Source organism: Flavobacterium sp. (assembly GCF_049240005.1).
Classification (GTDB): Bacteria; Bacteroidota; Bacteroidia; order Flavobacteriales; family Flavobacteriaceae; genus Flavobacterium.
In genome coordinates this window covers 16,083-32,847 of the sequence record NZ_JBMLTK010000061.1, presented here as the reverse complement: position 1 = coordinate 32,847, position 16,765 = coordinate 16,083, and the positions used below count along the sequence as shown (strand labels likewise).

The 16,765-nt window shown below is 41.1% G+C and carries 12 protein-coding genes; 1 reads left to right on the top strand and 11 read right to left on the bottom strand.

Features of this window, described 5'->3' with window-relative positions; genetic code table 11:
• Positions 1-134: 134 nt before the first annotated feature.
• The 7 genes from ACOVQQ_RS06510 to ACOVQQ_RS06480 form a co-directional block, all read right to left on the bottom strand.
• Positions 135-2,357, bottom strand: a complete 2,223-nt coding sequence (locus ACOVQQ_RS06510) for a RelA/SpoT family protein (RefSeq protein ID WP_421817480.1) — start codon at positions 2,355-2,357, stop codon at positions 135-137.
• A 63-nt stretch (positions 2,358-2,420) separates the two neighbouring features.
• Positions 2,421-3,197: a TrmH family RNA methyltransferase gene (locus tag ACOVQQ_RS06505; protein WP_421817479.1), complete on the bottom strand. Its 777-nt coding sequence runs from the start codon at positions 3,195-3,197 to the stop codon at positions 2,421-2,423.
• Positions 3,198-4,538 (bottom strand): DUF58 domain-containing protein, encoded by a 1,341-nt coding sequence (locus tag ACOVQQ_RS06500; RefSeq protein ID WP_421817478.1) that lies wholly within the window; start codon positions 4,536-4,538, stop codon positions 3,198-3,200.
• Complete coding sequence (locus tag ACOVQQ_RS06495) at positions 4,539-5,543, bottom strand: AAA family ATPase (protein ID WP_421817477.1); 1,005 nt, start codon at positions 5,541-5,543, stop codon at positions 4,539-4,541.
• Positions 5,544-5,545: 2 nt separating this feature from the next.
• On the bottom strand, positions 5,546-6,709 hold the full coding sequence (locus tag ACOVQQ_RS06490; RefSeq protein ID WP_421817476.1) for a hypothetical protein: 1,164 nt from the start codon (positions 6,707-6,709) through the stop codon (positions 5,546-5,548).
• Positions 6,702-7,394: a hypothetical protein gene (locus tag ACOVQQ_RS06485; protein WP_421817475.1), complete on the bottom strand. Its 693-nt coding sequence runs from the start codon at positions 7,392-7,394 to the stop codon at positions 6,702-6,704. Before ACOVQQ_RS06485 ends, ACOVQQ_RS06490 begins: the two co-directional genes overlap by 8 nt.
• A gap of 2 nt (positions 7,395-7,396) precedes the next feature.
• Complete coding sequence (locus ACOVQQ_RS06480; RefSeq protein WP_421817474.1) at positions 7,397-8,374, bottom strand: stage II sporulation protein M; 978 nt, start codon at positions 8,372-8,374, stop codon at positions 7,397-7,399.
• Between the two features lie 20 nt (positions 8,375-8,394).
• Here ACOVQQ_RS06480 and ACOVQQ_RS06475 point away from each other — a divergent pair, with 20 nt between their 5' ends.
• Positions 8,395-9,138, top strand: a complete 744-nt coding sequence (locus ACOVQQ_RS06475; protein WP_421817473.1) for an RDD family protein — start codon at positions 8,395-8,397, stop codon at positions 9,136-9,138.
• A gap of 320 nt (positions 9,139-9,458) precedes the next feature.
• On the opposite strand, the gene secDF is transcribed toward ACOVQQ_RS06475, so the two are convergent.
• The 4 genes from secDF to gyrB form a co-directional block, all read right to left on the bottom strand.
• Positions 9,459-12,434 (bottom strand): protein translocase subunit SecDF, encoded by a 2,976-nt coding sequence (gene secDF / locus ACOVQQ_RS06470; protein ID WP_421817472.1) that lies wholly within the window; start codon positions 12,432-12,434, stop codon positions 9,459-9,461.
• A 218-nt stretch (positions 12,435-12,652) separates the two neighbouring features.
• On the bottom strand, positions 12,653-13,588 hold the full coding sequence (locus tag ACOVQQ_RS06465) for a malate dehydrogenase (RefSeq protein ID WP_421817471.1): 936 nt from the start codon (positions 13,586-13,588) through the stop codon (positions 12,653-12,655).
• Between the two features lie 11 nt (positions 13,589-13,599).
• Positions 13,600-14,601: a DUF6588 family protein gene (locus ACOVQQ_RS06460; protein ID WP_421817470.1), complete on the bottom strand. Its 1,002-nt coding sequence runs from the start codon at positions 14,599-14,601 to the stop codon at positions 13,600-13,602.
• Positions 14,594-16,537 (bottom strand): DNA topoisomerase (ATP-hydrolyzing) subunit B, encoded by a 1,944-nt coding sequence (gene gyrB / locus ACOVQQ_RS06455; protein ID WP_094487006.1) that lies wholly within the window; start codon positions 16,535-16,537, stop codon positions 14,594-14,596. The genes ACOVQQ_RS06460 and gyrB overlap by 8 nt, the downstream gene beginning before the upstream one ends.
• Positions 16,538-16,765 lie beyond the last annotated feature (228 nt).

Below are 16,765 nucleotides of genomic sequence, written 5' to 3'. Positions count from 1 at the left end.
GCTGCTAAAACCGTATTGAAGCTAGGCACGCCAACGCGACCAACGGAAGCGCTTGGATTGCCTAAGATGAAAACGGTTTTAGCTGTTGCTGTTGAAACGGAAAGCCCGGTTGCTTGCAAAGCCGCCAAATCAAACTAATCGTGATAGACACGCGTTACCTTATCAATACCGTCGATTTTTTTGATGTTGTCGACCAAACGGCGCAAGATGGTATTGTTTTGGACAACGACAGCGACCTGCCCGGTGAAAATTCCGGCCTCAGAACTTAATGAAATACTTTGAATATTTACGTGCATGTTGCTCGAAATCACTTGTGTAAGTTGGTTGGTAAGTCCGAGTGAATCCATACCCGTAATTTTAAGAATGGCCTTAAATTCTTGCTGCGTAGAGTCGATCCATTTTGCGGGAATGATGCGATACGCGTAGTTTGATTGCAAACTTATGGCATTCGGGCAGTCTTTGCGATGCACTTTTATACCGTCGTTGATGGTAACAAATCCAAACACTTCGTCGCCTGGAATCGGGTTGCAGCAATTGGAGAGTTTGTAGTCGAGTTTGTCTTGTTCGACACCAAACACGAGCATGTCGTAATTGCTGCTTAATTCTTCTCTTTTAATCTCTTCGGGTTCGATTTGCGTGTTGCTACGCTTGATTTTGCTTTTGAAGAAATTAATGATGGAATTGCTTTTGAGCGACGCATATTCTTTGAGTTGCGCGTTTTCGATGGTACCAATTCCGACGCGATAAAACAGATCTAGACTTGTTTTGAGTTTGAAGTAAACAACGAGCTCATTCACCACCGTTTCGTTGAGTGTAATTTTGAGGTGACGGAGTTTTCGAACCAGTAATTCTTTGCCTTCTTCGGCTATTTTCTTGGTATTTTCGTTGAGAACGCTCTTGATTTTGTTTTTCGCTCGCGAGGTGGTTACGTAATCGAGCCAGTGCATGGTTGGCTTTTGATTTGGCGACGTTATTACCTCGACTTGATCGCCGCTTTTGAGTTCGTAATTTAAGGGAACGAGTTTACCGTTTACGCGTGTTCCGCGGGTTTTTACTCCGACCGCCGAGTGTATACTGAACGCAAAATCAAGTGTTGTTGCGCCTTTAGGTAGCGATTTAATTTCGCCTTTGGGCGTAAAGACAAAGATCTCTTTGTTGTAGAGATTCATCTTGAAGTCTTCAACGAAATCTACTGCATTAGTTTCTTGATTTTCAAGAGCTTCGCGCAATAAATTTAGCCACACGTCTAAGCCGCTTTCTTCGGTAGCTCCCTGTTTGTATTTGTAATGTGCGGCGTAACCTTTTTCGGCAATTTCGTCCATCCGTTCGCTGCGCACTTGAATTTCGACCCAGCGGCCTTTCGGACCCATAACCGTGATGTGAAGCGCTTCGTAACCGGTTGATTTAGGCGAAGAAATCCAATCGCGTAATCTACTCGGGCTCGGTCGGTAATCGTCGGTTACAATCGAATAGATTTTCCAAGCAAGAAATTTCTCTTCGTTAGGTTGTGCTTTGTAAATGATGCGCAACGCAAATTTGTCGTACACTTCTTCGTAAGTAACGTTTTGCGCTTTCATTTTGCGGCGAATCGAATAAATCGACTTTGGGCGGCCTTTTATCGTGTATTGAATACCTTCGGCGTCGAGCGATTTCTTGAGAACGTCGGATATGCTTTTAATGTATTCGTCTTGTTCTTCCTTGGTTTCTTTTATTTTACTGAGAATTTCCTGATAAACTGCAGGTTCGGTGTATTTGAGTCCGAGATCTTCCAGTTCGGTTTTGATATTATAGAGTCCGAGACGGTGTGCAAGAGGTGCGTAGATGTAAAGGGTTTCGGAGGCGATTTTCATTTGTTTGTGCTCCGCCATCGAATCCATGGTTTGCATGTTGTGCAAGCGGTCGGCGAGTTTTATCAGAATTACGCGAACGTCGTCGTTAAGTGTCAGCAACATTTTGCGGAAATTCTCGGCTTGAATAGAAATGTTGTGCTCTTTTTGAACTTGGGAAATTTTGGTAAGACCTTCTACCAGCTGCGCTACCTTTTTGTTGAACATTCGTTCGATATCGGCGACGGTAAGCGGCGTATCTTCTACGACGTCGTGCATAAGCGCTGCGGCGATTGCCGTTGGGCCCAGGCCGATTTGAGACGCTACTATTTTAGCGACGGCAATTGGGTGAAAAATATACGCTTCTCCCGACTTGCGTCGCTGGTCTTTATGTGCGTCTACAGCTACATCAAACGCTTTGCGAATCAGCTTTTTATCGTCTTCAGACAGTGTTTGGTAGCTGATGCGTAAAAGTTCTTTGTATTCTTTCGCAATGGCTTTGTTTTCCAATTCTAATTCAACCTCGGTCATACCTTTGCTTTAAAATTTGAATGTAGCAAATTTTGTGCAATAATTCAAGTGCCGAATTAAATTTTAGAAACCTCGTTGGCGTGCGGCTTCAAAGAGTAAAATAGCGGCAGCCACCGATACATTCATCGAGTCAACTTTGCCGCGCATCGGAATAATGATGTTTTGCTGAGCAGCTTCGCGCCAGACGCTAGTAAGGCCGGTAGATTCGGTGCCGACGGCTATGGCTGTGCCTTGGGTAAAATCGACACGATCGTAATGATTAGCATTTTGTAAGGTTGCCGCAAAAATTGAGATCTTATTTTTAGTGAGGTATTCGATTGCTTCCGCAGAACTAGAAATGGCAACCGGAACGCTGAAAACGCAACCCACACTCGAGCGAATAACGTTCGGATTGTACAGATCGGATAGATTGTCGGCTAGAATTACCGCATCGGCTCGAACGGCGTCGGCTGTGCGGAGAATTGCACCCACATTTCCTGGTTTTTCGATCCGTTCGGCTACCAAAATCAACGGATTTTCGGGTAGTTGAAGTTCTGCTAAGCAGTGTGATTTCGCTGCGGCAACAGCTACGATGCCTTCGGTACTGTCGCGGTAAGCTAATTTCTGATAAACGGCTCGACTTATCGAAATGCGTTCTTTGGCTTGTGGAAGTTCACGCTCGTTGAAAATTTCGTCGCAAAAAAGTACTTTTTCAAGAACATAACCCGATTGAACCGCAAGTTCGATTTCCTGAATGCCTTCGATAACAAATGCGTTGGCTTGGCGGCGTGCTTTCGATTTTTCTTGCAACAGCAGCAGTTCTTTTATTAACGGATTTGAAATCGATTCGATTTTTTTCATTTACAAAATACCGCGCGATTTAATTTCCAGATACTTGTTTAACGTATTTAGGGTCAAATCTTCGGGCTTGGTGAGTATGGTTAAAATTCCGTGTTTGCGCAATTCAGCTGCTAGTGCGCGCTTTTCAAAGGCAAATTTCTCTGCAATAGCGTGGTCGTAAATTTCGCGAAGATTATTTGCTTTCTTTTCAGCAATTTTATCGAGTTCGGTATTGGTAAAAAATATCACAACCACTAAGTGCGATTTGGCTAGACCTTTCAAATATTTGAGTTGTCGTTGCCAACCATCCCGCGTTTCAAAGTTGGTGTAAATCATTAACAAACTGCGCTGACGAACGTTGGTTTTCACGTAAGTGTACAGTTTTCCAAAATCAGTTTCTTGGTACTTGTTATCGATGTTGTACAAGTTTTCGAGAATTTGCTGCATGTGAATGGCACGACGTTCGGCCGGAACTTTGTTGTCAACAAATTTGGCAAAACTTACTAATCCGGCTTTATCTCCTTTTCGAAGAATGGCAGAACTCAACACCAGCGAAGCATTCACGGCGTAATCGAGTAAGGAGAGTCCGTCGAAAGGCATTTTCATCACGCGACCGCGATCGATAAGCATATACACATTTTGCGAACGTTCTTCTTGGTATTGATTAACCATGAGTTGCGATCGCTTGGCGGTAGCTTTCCAATTGATGGTTTTTAAATCGTCGCCGGTAACGTAGTCTTTAATTTGTTCGAATTCAGTTGCTTGCCCAATTCTTCGAACTTTTTTTATTCCGTACGCTTGAACTTGCGATGTTGCGGCAATGAGTTCGTACTTTTTGAGTTGTATGAAACTCGGATACGACTTGGTATTCTGCGCTAGCGGATGTATTTGTTTTCTTGCCAATATTCCCAAGGCGGTTTGGGCAATGGTAATGACATTTCCAAAATCGTAATCGCCGCGTTCTAATGGCTTTATCTCGTAGGTTTTAGTTAATCGTTCGCGTTCATTGAGCTGAAATTCCAAACTGAAATTCCGAATTTGCAATAAAAATGGAAGCTCATCGATTACCTTCAGTTGAATGGGGAAGTTATAAGTCGATTGAATGAGCAGCTGCACGGGATTCTTATCTCCGTTAGAGATTTTTTCGGCTACTTTTCGTTGAACGCGAATGGGCTTTTTCAATCCGAATAAGCGCAAGATTTCGTAGCCTAATAAACCGCAGAAAAATATCGATAGCAGCACAGCCGAATAAAACAGTTGCGAAAAGAAAAAGCTAAGAACAAACAGCACAATCAACAGCGCCATTCCAAAGAAGAAGCGGTTGGTAGGAACGAGGTTGAATATGCGATTTAATCTTTTCACTTAGCGTGGAATTTCAGTGTTTTCGATAATTTGCGTAATGATTTCTTTTGCTGTTACGCCTTCCATTTCGCGCTCTGGCGATACAACAATGCGGTGAATCAATACCGGAACGGCAGCTGCTTTGACATCGTCTGGAATAACGAAATCGCGACCGGCGATCGCTGCAAAAGCTTTTGCGGCATTTAAAATGGCGATGCTCGCACGTGGCGAAGCACCCAAAAAGATAAACGGATGTTCGCGCGTCTGACAAACCACTTGGGCAATATACTTCAGTAAGTCGTTTTCTACCAATATTTTACGAACCGTTTGTTGCAGCGTTTGAATGTCAATTCCCTTTATAACCGACCCAATTGCGGCTGTTTTATCGGTTCCGTCTTGATTGTTTTCGCGAGTAAGAATTTCAATTTCGTGATCTAATTCCGGATGGTCGATATTGATTTTAAACAAGAATCGGTCGAGTTGCGCTTCGGGAAGTCGATACGTACCTTCTTGTTCAATCGGGTTTTGGGTGGCGAGTACCAGAAACGGTGCATCCATAACGTACTGCTCGCCGTCGATGCTAATTTGGCGCTCTTCCATAACTTCGAATAAAGCCGCTTGTGTTTTTGCTGGCGCGCGGTTAATCTCGTCTATGAGAACGAGTTGTGAAAAAATTGGTCCTTTACGGAATTGAAACTCCGAGGTTTTCATGTTAAACGTTGAAGTTCCCAAAATATCCGAAGGCATTAAATCGGGTGTGAATTGAATCCGATTGAATTGAATATCAAGCGATTTAGCAACCAATTTAGCGGTTAGTGTTTTTGCGACTCCGGGAACGCCCTCGAGCAATACGTGTCCGTTAGCTAAAATAGCCGCGATCAGGTAATCGATTACGTCTTCTTGACCAACAATTACTTGCGCAATATTGTCGCGAATGGCATCCACAGCCGTGCGCAATTCCTGCAAATCTATCTTTTGCTCAAATTGTGGCAAGTGGGTTTCTTCGGGCATGGGCGTATTTTCCATATTTAGTCTATTTTTTTGTTGAAGAATTTGTCTAGTGCGTCGTTCAGTTCAATTAAATCTGCTTTAGTAAATCTAACTTTTTCGTTTCCAAGTCGAATGATCAAATCGATCAATGCTTTTACTTCCTCTTCCGGTTTCCCAGCTTTCAAGCGAAGTTTTCGAATAAATGTTTGATCTAAAACATCGGTTTGGAGGAAATATTCCGATTTAATCCGGTCAAAAAAGTAAATGAGTTTCTTTTTAATTAAGTCGTCGTGATTGTTTTGATTGTAATAAAGATTTCCGATTGTTCGAACAAAATCAACCGTAGTATTTCGATTGGGTACCAATTCGGGAATGATACGCTGCATGCGACGCGAGCGAAATACCATAAGTAAAAACAAGCTGAGCAGCAGTAGTTGCCAAGCAATTTCTAAGGAACTATTTTCAAAAATAAATCGAAGCGGAGAACTAATTCTGTCGCTATTTGCGTTGTAATTTACATACCAATCAATTGGTTTATCGTTGATGAATGACAGTAAATACGCCGCTTCTTTTCGTGATTGTTTTTTATGTAGCAGATCAACATTACTGAAATGATACGGGTTTCCGTTTAGATAAAAAGTTCCTTTACCGTATTGTATTTCAATCGCTTCTACGTATAAACTGTCCGCTTTTTTTGCAGAAACAATTCGTGTTGTCTTTGGATCGACTTTTTTGAAAGTACTGCTAGGAAACAAACCGTGCGCCTGGTTTATCTCGTTCTCTTTGATTTCGAAATTGTAATGCGGTTGCAATTGAAAATGAAGTGAATCGCGTAACATTTGCGGAAAAGTAAACGCAGAAATCATCACTTTCGAACCGGCATCAACGTATTTTAATAGTTCTTCCACAGAAGAGTCATCGATTTGCACGTTCAAGGGCAACACAAACAGGTAGTTTTTGTCGGCGTGATATGCGGTATCATTCTCGAATTCTATATAAGGAGTTTGAAACTTTTTTTGAATTGCTTTTTCCGACAAGGCGTTTACTTCTCGGTCAAAAATGTATAAATCAAGCGGTCCTTTTTCATACAACTGAAATTTTGGTGTCCAATCGATCTGCTTCGTTTCTTCGCTTTGAATTATCGTGAGTAGCAAACAAAGTATGACCAAAATACCGATTAAAAATCCTGTTTTTCTATCCATTTAGTCGCTTATTTAACAGGTTAAACGACTTTTCCATTTCACTAAAATCGATGTTTTTTAGTTCTTTTTCGCCGTACCAAACATTTTCAAATACATAAACTATGTGGTCGAAAAAACTTCTGATTTGCGTATTCTTAATTTGTCTTCTGAAATCAATATTCGTTTTGTCGGCATCGTATATAATCGATCCTGCGGCAGCTAGCTTTTTAATCGTTAATAAATAAATAACTCGGCTGGCGAAGCGGTAATTTTCTTCTTTTTTAAATTGTACCAATAACTGCTCCAAATTCTCTTCGGTTGCTTCTACGGAAGTCGCAAAATCGAACTGAAAGTCGGTTTCCTTATTTTCGAAAAACCAATTTCCTTTGTGTTTAATCACGGCACGAACCACAATGTAAATCACAATAGCGAGTAAAATTAAGCCCACAGTGTTTATCAAAGTGTCTACTGCGTTTTCAAGTGATTTCTGGCTGTCAAAGTCAAACAAATCATTAAGCACTCGGGCGAGCCATGCTTTAAGTTCATCCCACAAATTGGAAACCGCTTTTTTTTCCTGATACTGAAAGTCGCTATCGGCGTATTTTTTTGCCAAGTCATCCTTGATTGTTTTGTAGCTACCAGTAGTATCCACAAACGTCTGGTTTGCTGCCAATGAATCGGAAACGTTCTTCGGGATCTCGCTCATGGCTAGTTAAAGTCGGGTTTTTGAAGTACAACTTTAGCCATGCGCAACGGCAAAATCAGGAAATAGAACGAAATCAGAAACAAGGTTACAAATATGATTCCGAAGTTTACGTATGCTGGCATTACGATAGCATATCGTGTCACGAAACCTTCGAGAAAGCCAGCGCAAATCAGAAAAGGGTAGGTGGTCAGGAAAATGTAAAACACATTTCTAAATGTTCGCTTAAACGAATCAAATCGGGAGTAAGTTTCAGGAAATAGAATAGATCCGCCCAAAATAAAACCGCAGGCCGCTTGCATCGTTATGGCAAATATTTCCATCGATCCATGGATCCAAATTCCTTGAACAGATTCATACAATACGCCTTGTTCGTAAAAAAAGTACTGAAACGAACCAAGCATAATGCAATTATATAACAATACGTAGGCTGTGCCAATTCCAAGGAAAATACCGTACAAGAAGCATCTTAAGCCCACAAATAGGTTGTTCATAGTAATGCCAATAAAACTGCCCCAGTTGCTGCCACTACCGTAAATGGCAGTCGGATTTCCAGCTTTAATGTTTTCTAGAGTTTGGTTGACATATGCGTCGCCTAAAATTAAACGGACAAAGCTCGGATCGTACTTAGCCGAAATAACTCCAATACCTACTAAAACAAAAAATGCGATAAACGTCCGGTAAATGTATTTTCGGTAGCGGTAATTAAGCATCGGAACTTCTAAAAAGAAAAAGTTAACCAACCGATTGCGCTCCTGCCGCCGCGTTCGGTAAATTTTTTGAAAAACCTCTACCGTTAGTTGATTGAGATAAGCTTTTGTGCGACTTTTCGGATAAAAAGTTTGCGCAAATGAAAGGTCGTTTACTAACTCAATGTACATAGACGCCATCTCGTCGGGCGATTTAACACTTCTGGTCTTGATTATTTGTTCATATTCAAGCCATTTTTCTTTATTTTGCTTAATAAAGGCTACCTCTCTCATCGAAAACGAAAATAAGGATTATGAGCGAAATTTCAATACTTACCACGCAAAATGTTGCCATAGATTTTACTGCCGCCAGTATCGGACAACGTATCTTAGCAACAATTTTAGACACGTTAGTACTTATAGGCTATAGTTTCTTTATCGGTTTCTTCGTTTTTCAGTATCTTGGAGTGTCAGATTATATTAAAGATCTCGATAATTGGTCGCAATTGGCTATAGGGATTTTTTTCTTCTTTCCTTTAATTATTTACAGTGTCACCCTCGAAACAATCTTGGAAGGGCAGTCGCTCGGCAAGAAAATCGTCGGTATTCGCGTGGTTAAAATAGATGGTTACGAAGCTGGCTTTGGCGATTACCTCATTCGTTGGTTTTTCCGTTGTATCGATGTACTTATCGCCAGCGGAACAATTGGTTTAATAGCTATTGTCGCTACAAAGCGCTCGCAACGATTAGGCGATTTAGCTGCCGGAACTGCTGTGATTTCCCTACGCCGCAACACTTCAGTAAAACAAACCATTCTGATCGAGCTGGAAGATAATTACAAACCAACCTATCAACAGGTTTTAAAACTCTCCGATAACGACGTTCGAATCATAAAGAATGTTTTTGAGACGGCATCAGCCGAGTTCGATGTAGCGCGTATCAAACAACTGCGAACAAAAGTCGAATCGGTTATCGGCGAGCAACCGCAGGAATTAAGCGATACACGTCTGATCAATACAGTCTTGCGCGATTATAATTACTACACCGGCCAAGCGTAAATCAAGCGCCTTTATTCTTTTAAATGTAGTGTTTTTTGGGCACATCCTGCCGCATGAAATGGGTTGAAGTGCATGCGGCAGGTCGGGCTTTCCGCGTCAATATGCCGTTTTGCACGTAGTTCAACGAGGCTCAAAAAAGGGCTTCTTACTGTCGCCTTTTTTAAAGCCGTTTCACTGCGCGCAATGCCGGTCTATTTCTGCTGCAATCCCTTGTGCAAAAAATCGTTTACCAAATTCATTTCCGCTAATTCACCGGTCTTTTTCCAGAGCATAAAAAAATCCGACACTAAGGCCGGATTTTAAATATAAAAATTTGGTGGTTAGTCTGCTTGGTTGTGCTCTTCTTCGATGCGTTTGTGTTCGGCATCCGAAATGGTATCGCACAATACTGGCGTTGCAATGAATAGGGAAGAGTAGGTTCCTACAACAATACCAATTAACATTGCGAAGATAAATCCACGAATCGATTCGCCGCCAAAAATGAACATGATTAAAAGTACCATGATCATCGTAAGGGACGTATTCAAAGTACGTGACATCGTCGAGTTAATCGATTGGTTTACGATCTGGTTAAACGATCCTTTTGTTCTTCCACCTAAGTACTCACGTACACGGTCGAATACAATTACGGTATCGTTCATCGAATAACCGATTACGGTAAGAATCGCTGCAATGAAGTGCTGGTCGATTTCCATACCAAAAGGCATTACCTTCCATAACAATGAGTACATTCCCAATACGAAAATAACGTCGTGTGCTACCGCGGCAATCGCACCTAACGAATACTGCCACTTTCTAAACGACACTTTTAAGTAAAGGAATACGATAAACATCGCACCTAAAACAGCCCAGTATGCATTTGTTTTGATGTCTTCCGCAATGGTCGGGCTTACTTTATAAGCTTTTAATACTCCTAATTCTTTTCCATCATAGGTATTAACAAACTTGTCGTAAGTCATTGAAGCATCGAAGTGTTTTTTAAGACCTTCGTAAAGTACTGTATTCACTTCTTTATCGACTTCAGTTCCGCTAAGTTCAACTTTATATTTTGTAGTAATTCTAAGCTGATTTGGATTACCAAAAACTTTAACTTCTACAGCACTTCCGAATACTTTAGCAAGTTCTTCTTTAACTTCTTCTGTTGAAATTTCTTTTGCAAAACGTACTTGGAAAGTTCTTCCACCCACAAAGTCAACGCCGTAGTTTAAGCCGTTTGTAGCCAAAGAAGCCACAGAAACGATACAAACTACTAAAGAGAAGATATAGAATCCTTTTTTGTATTTCAAGAAGTCAACATTAAAGTTAGTGAACCAGTTTTTAGTAAGGTTCGTGCTAAACTGTAAGGAGTGTCCTTTTGCAATACTCCAATCAATCAAGATTCTTGAGATGAAAATAGAAGTAAAAAGTGAAGTCGCAATACCAATTAATAATGTAATTGCGAAACCGTAAATCGGACCTGTTCCGAACAACAAGAGTACAATACCTGTTAAGATGTGTGTAACGTTTGCATCAACGATTGAGCGCATGGCACCTTTCCATCCATACGATGCTTTAATAGCCTCTTCGATTGATTTTCCGTGACGCAATTCTTCTTTAGCTCGTTCATAGATAATAATGTTTGCATCTACAGCAGTACCCATTGTTAGTACGATACCTGCGATACCTGGTAATGTTAGTACGAAACCAGCGCTCGCCATTACACCAAAAATGAACAATAAGTTTACAGCAAGAGCAATGTTTGCATACCAGCCCGCTCTTCCGTAAAATACAATCATCCAAAGTGATACCAATAACAAACCAACTAATGATGAGTTTATACCGTTATCGATGGCTTCTTGACCTAAAGACGGACCAACAACCTCCGAAGAGATAATGTCTGCGGCAGCAGGAAGTTTACCAGCACGTAATACGTTAGCTAAGTCTTTAGTTTCGGTTACATCAAAATTTCCAGAAATTACAGAATTTCCACCAGAGATTTTTCCAGAAGAAACACCTGGAGCTGAGTAAACTACGTCGTCGAGTACAATCGCGATAAAGCCTTTTTCAGTGTAGGCTTTCTCGGTCATTTCTTCCCAAGTTTTTGCACCAGCACCGTTCATCGACATGTTTACACATGGCTTACCTAGTTGGTCGAATGAATCGCGTGCATCAGTAATAACTCCACCGCTCATTGGAGCTGTGTTTGTTCTGTTTCCGCGTAAAGCGTATAATTCAAAGGTTTCTTCCTCTTCTTTAGTTTTATCGTTTACCTGATTTACTGGTTTACCCCAAACAAATTTAGCGTAGCGCAATGCTGGACCCATCAAGGCTTTTACATCGGCACGTTTCAAATATCCGTTGATTGCCGCAGTATCTTTTTTGGCATAAATACCTAAAACCGGACCACCACCTTGTGCAACCATTTTACCAACAAGCGGACCCGCTTCAGCAGCAGCAGCCGTAGTATCTTTTGAATCGGTCAAAAGTTTTGCCAATGAATCGTTTTTGGTTGTATTAGGTGTTTCCTTTACAGCTACAGTCTTTTCTGTCTTTTTCAATAAATCGTTAGCTGATAGCAAGAAATTACCAACTTCTTCAATCTTGAACGTTTCCCAGAACTCTAATTGAGCTGTACTAGAAAGTAGTCTCTTAATACGGTCAACGTCTTTAGCACCTGGTAATTCAACCAAGATTCGGCCCGATTCACCAAGCTTTTGAATATTTGGTTGTGTAACACCGAATTTATCGATACGTTTTCTCAATACTTCGAAAGCCGAGTCAACCGATTCGTCAACTTTTTTACGGATAACTTTTTCAACTTCTTTATCAGACATGTTGATGTTAACGCCGTCATCGCCTTGTAGTAAGCGATTAGCAAAAATGTCTGGTGAAGCTAATGGCGTACCGTTAGCTACTTCAGCGAAAGCGTCAAAAAATGCATCAATGTAATCTTGATTTCCTTTCTGATTCTTTGTTGCTTGATCAAGCGCTTTGTTAAAAGCCGGATTGGTAGTCTTGTTAGCCAATCCTTTCAAGATGTCTTTTACTGAAATTTGAAGCGTTACGTTAATACCGCCTTCAAGGTCAAGACCTTTGTTGATTTTCTTTCCTTTTACGTCGTTGTAGGTAAAGTAATTCAGAAATACTTTTTGTTTCCCGATGGAATCCAAGAACTTTACTTCTTTCATCGGATCGCCTTTGGCATATGCCTTAGCTTTCTTTTCCCACGTATCTGCAACAAATGTAAACGTCAACTGGTAAATGGAAACCAGCGCGAACAAGATGGCAAAAAACTTAACTAAACCTCTATTCTGCATTACTTACTAATTAATTAAAACGTTGTTTTTTTGTCTTAATGATGTTAAAAATCTTCTAAATGTTTGGATATGAGGAACTAAATACGTATACTTAGGTCACCCTATTTTTTAAAACGGACAAATATATAATATTGACGCTATTTGCACCAATTTATTTGTTTGAAATACACAAAAGGCTGTCGATATCAACAGCCTTTCGTTGTATTTGTCTTAAAAACTTATGCTAAAATCGATTTTAAGTCGGCATTCATGGCGCGAACTGCATCAGCGCTCTTTGCGAATAGTTCTTTTTCGGCTTCATTTAAATTGATCGTAACTATTTCTTCCAATCCGTTTCTTCCGATGATGCAAGGAACTCCGATGCAAATATCGTTTTGTCCGTATTCGCCTTCTAGATAAACCGAACAAGCAATCATTTTGCGCTGGTTATTCAAAATACTGTCTACTAAATACGCTACGGATGCTCCCGGTGCATACCAGGCTGATGTTCCGAGTAGTTTTGTAAGTGTAGCTCCACCTACCATAGTATCGGCAGCAACTTGTTGCAATGCTGCTTCGCTAAGAAACTCGCTAACAGGAATTCCATTATAAGAAGCTAATCGCGTTAGCGGAATCATGGTTGTATCGCCGTGACCACCAATCACCATCGCTGATACGTCGTTTGCAGGTTTATCTAGAGCTTTCGATAAAAAGTATTTGAAACGAGAACTATCGAGAGCGCCTCCCATACCAATGATTCTATTCTTAGGTAAGCCTGTAGCTTTCAAAGCCAAATACGTCATTGTATCCATTGGATTCGACACAACTACCAATATAGCGTTTGGAGAATGTTGTAACACGTTCTCGGCAACCGACTTTACGATTCCGGCGTTAATTCCAATCAACTCTTCACGTGTCATTCCCGGTTTACGTGGAATTCCTGAGGTTATTACAACCACATCGCTGTTTGCAGTTTTGGTGTAGTCGTTTGTAACACCACTTAATAGTGTATTAAAACCTGTCGTGGTAGCGCACTGCATGATGTCCATCGCTTTTCCTTCAGCAAAACCCTCCTTAATGTCGAGGAGTACAACTTCTGAAGCAATTCCGCGATATGAAATGATATCGGCACAAGATGCGCCCACGTTGCCGGCGCCAACAATAGTAACTTTCATGTTTTTCGTATTTAATGGAAATGGTATTGAATTGAAATATTTGAGTTTACAAATTTACCGAACGCAAGCGAACTTTGTATGTAAAAGTTCTTTAATTGGTATCGACCACTAATTTCGCCAATTATATTCGTCTTTGTTTTTTTCAGGGTTTCTAGTGCTGTATTCACAGTGCTTTGGAGGGGAAATACGTCTTCAATCGCTCCTCGATTTCCTGAAACTGAGTAATTGAAATCGCTGCTGTTGAAAATCACGGCACTAATTAGCTCGAATTTCTTCCAAACTTTTGAACCGTTGAGCTGAAATTGGTAGGTGTTTATGTCGCTATTTAGTGCAGTCAAGCCCAAATTTCCGAAACCGGTTTGTACGTCTAAAAATTCTACAGTTATATCTTCTTTAGAGTAACCTGCGAACGCTGAGATATAAATTTTTTGCGCTTCTAACTTTTTAAAATACCTGCTAATTGTATGTTTTAAACCAAAACCGCCAACTTGATATTCTACATTTTTTAAAATGGTTCGCGGAGCAATTTTCGCTATGAAATCGGTTCCAAAACCTAAGCCTACACTAGCTTGAATATACGGGTAAAAGATTGTTTCACGATCTACTCCTTCGGGTGTACGCATGCTTACGGGTTCATCATTTAGTGTTCCGGTAAGCGTGACATATTGGTCGTCGCCAAGCGTTGTCGGTGTTATAACTTGCGTTCCTTCGCTAATTTGAAAAAATTTAAGCTCGTTTTGATTGAGCGTAAAAGTTTGGTCGCGATGGGGAACAAAAAAAGCGTTAAAATGCAGCCCAACATTTACGTCCCAGCGATCCAAATGCCGCGGCGTATTTACCCAGCTCGACGCAGCTTGGTATACTGCTGCGTCGGTTGCTGGAGTAATGTATCGATCTGTGAGAAGAAGGGCATCTTGAATCAGATTCCCGATTTCAGTTATCGTGGTGTTTTGTGCTCTCGCAGAAACAGCTGTAACAAAGAAGGCTAGTATGTAACCTCCTAATTTACGCATCAATTTTTGCGTAAACTGCGTTCTTTTCAATGAAGTCGCGTCGTGGTGGAACTTCATCGCCCATCAACATCGAGAAAATCTGGTCGGCTTCAGCTAGACTGTCGATTGTAACCTGACGTAAAGTTCTAAAGTTAGGATCCATCGTTGTTTCCCACAATTGTTCTGCGTTCATTTCTCCAAGACCCTTGTAGCGCTGGATTCCCGCATTTCCACCCATACGTTCGTTGGCTTGATCGCGTTGGATATCATTCCAAGCATACTCTTTCTTGTTACCCTTTTTAACTAGGTAAAGTGGTGGAGCAGCAATATATACGTGTCCTTGCTCGATGAGTTCTTTCATAAAGCGGAAGAAGAACGTTAAAATCAATGTTGAAATGTGGCTACCATCGACGTCGGCATCACACATAATAATAACCTTGTGGTAGCGCAGCTTCTCTAAATTCAGTGCTTTCGAATCTTCGGCAGTTCCAATCGTCACACCTAAAGCAGTAAAAATGTTTCGAATTTCTTCATTTTCAAACACTTTGTGTTGCATGGCTTTCTCTACGTTGAGAATTTTACCTCGCAATGGAAGAATAGCTTGGAAGTTACGATCCCGACCTTGTTTAGCAGTACCACCCGCCGAGTCTCCCTCGACGAGGTAGATTTCGCACTTTGCTGGATCTTGCTCTGAACAATCCGATAACTTACCGGGTAATCCGCCGCCACCCATTACGGTTTTACGCTGCACCATCTCGCGTGCTTTTTTCGCTGCGTGACGTGCCTGGGCTGCAAGAATTACTTTTTGAATAATTATTTTCGCATCATTCGGATTTTCCTCCAAATAATTTTCCAACATTTCACCTACAGCTTGCGAAACAGGCGAAACTACTTCTCGATTACCGAGTTTTGTTTTGGTTTGTCCTTCAAATTGTGGTTCGGCAACTTTTACTGAAATAATTGCTGTTAAGCCTTCACGAAAATCGTCGCCAGTAATTTCGAATTTTAGTTTATCCAACAATCCAGAAGCATCGGCGTATTTCTTAAGTGTACGCGTCAATCCCGAACGGAAACCTTGTAAATGCGTTCCTCCTTCGTGTGTGTTGATGTTGTTTACGTACGAGAAAATGTTCTCTGTGTAACTTGTATTGTAAATCAATGCTACTTCAACTGGGATTTCAGACTTATCGTTGTCCATTGAAATCACGTGTGAAATAATAGGCTCGCGGTTTCCATCGAGGTAACGAATGTACTCTTTCAAACCTTCGTCGGAGTGAAAGGTTTCCGAAATCGGATTCCCATCTTTATCCAAGTTTCTAAAATCGGTGAAAGTGATGGTAATTCCTTTATTAAGGAAGGAAAGCTCGCGCATACGAGATGCCAAGGTATCGTAAGAAAATTCGATAGTTTGTTGGAAAATAAGCGGATCAGGATAGAACGTTTGTCGTGTTCCGCGCTTGTCGGTTTCCCCAATTTGCTTAACGGGATATAAGGCTTTACCGCGCTCGTATTCTTGCTCGTATATTTTACCGTCTCTAAAGACAGTCGATTTCATATTTACCGAAAGAGCGTTTACGACCGATACACCCACACCGTGCAAACCACCCGATACTTTATAGGAGTCTTTGTCGAATTTACCGCCCGCACCAATTTTTGTCATTACGACTTCAAGCGCCGAAACGCCTTCTTTTTTGTGCATATCGACAGGGATTCCGCGACCGTTGTCTTCTACAGTTACAGAACCATCTTCGTTAATGGCAACGGATATGGTATCGCAGTGTCCTCCCATAGCCTCGTCGATCGAGTTGTCAACAACTTCGTAAACGAGGTGGTGTAAACCGCGTACACCAACGTCGCCAATGTACATCGATGGGCGCATACGCACGTGTTCCATCCCTTCGAGGGCTTGAATACTGTCTGCTGAATAATTGTGCTTTTTCTCTTTTTCTTCGCTCATAATACAGCTAATGGTCTTGTAAATTGTTTAACGAGCAAATATAGAAATTGGCTGTAAACCGAAGCCTGCTTTTAAGCTGTTCACGCGTTAAGTTATCAACAAAATAGCTTGATAAATGCGTGGGTTTGTGATTTTTTCGTCAAGATTTTAACCAAATTCATACTTATGCCTAACTTTAGTGAAACTGATGCTGCTCTAATAATCTGAGCTATAGTTTTTTAATTTTTT

What these genes read in the sequence shown, in the direction of transcription:
- ACOVQQ_RS06510 (WP_421817480.1), bottom strand. Translation starts at nt 2,357, where the DNA reads ATGACCGAGGTTGAATTAGAATTGGAAAACAAAGCCATTGCGAAAGAA.
- ACOVQQ_RS06505 (WP_421817479.1), bottom strand. Translation starts at nt 3,197, where the DNA reads ATGAAAAAAATCGAATCGATTTCAAATCCGTTAATAAAAGAACTGCTG.
- ACOVQQ_RS06495 (WP_421817477.1), bottom strand. Translation starts at nt 5,543, where the DNA reads ATGGAAAATACGCCCATGCCCGAAGAAACCCACTTGCCACAATTTGAG.
- ACOVQQ_RS06490 (WP_421817476.1), bottom strand. Translation starts at nt 6,709, where the DNA reads ATGGATAGAAAAACAGGATTTTTAATCGGTATTTTGGTCATACTTTGT.
- ACOVQQ_RS06485 (WP_421817475.1), bottom strand. Translation starts at nt 7,394, where the DNA reads ATGAGCGAGATCCCGAAGAACGTTTCCGATTCATTGGCAGCAAACCAG.
- ACOVQQ_RS06480 (WP_421817474.1), bottom strand. Translation starts at nt 8,374, where the DNA reads ATGAGAGAGGTAGCCTTTATTAAGCAAAATAAAGAAAAATGGCTTGAA.
- ACOVQQ_RS06475 (WP_421817473.1), top strand. Translation starts at nt 8,395, where the DNA reads ATGAGCGAAATTTCAATACTTACCACGCAAAATGTTGCCATAGATTTT.
- secDF (WP_421817472.1), bottom strand. Translation starts at nt 12,434, where the DNA reads ATGCAGAATAGAGGTTTAGTTAAGTTTTTTGCCATCTTGTTCGCGCTG.
- ACOVQQ_RS06465 (WP_421817471.1), bottom strand. Translation starts at nt 13,588, where the DNA reads ATGAAAGTTACTATTGTTGGCGCCGGCAACGTGGGCGCATCTTGTGCC.
- ACOVQQ_RS06460 (WP_421817470.1), bottom strand. Translation starts at nt 14,601, where the DNA reads ATGCGTAAATTAGGAGGTTACATACTAGCCTTCTTTGTTACAGCTGTT.
- gyrB (WP_094487006.1), bottom strand. Translation starts at nt 16,537, where the DNA reads ATGAGCGAAGAAAAAGAGAAAAAGCACAATTATTCAGCAGACAGTATT.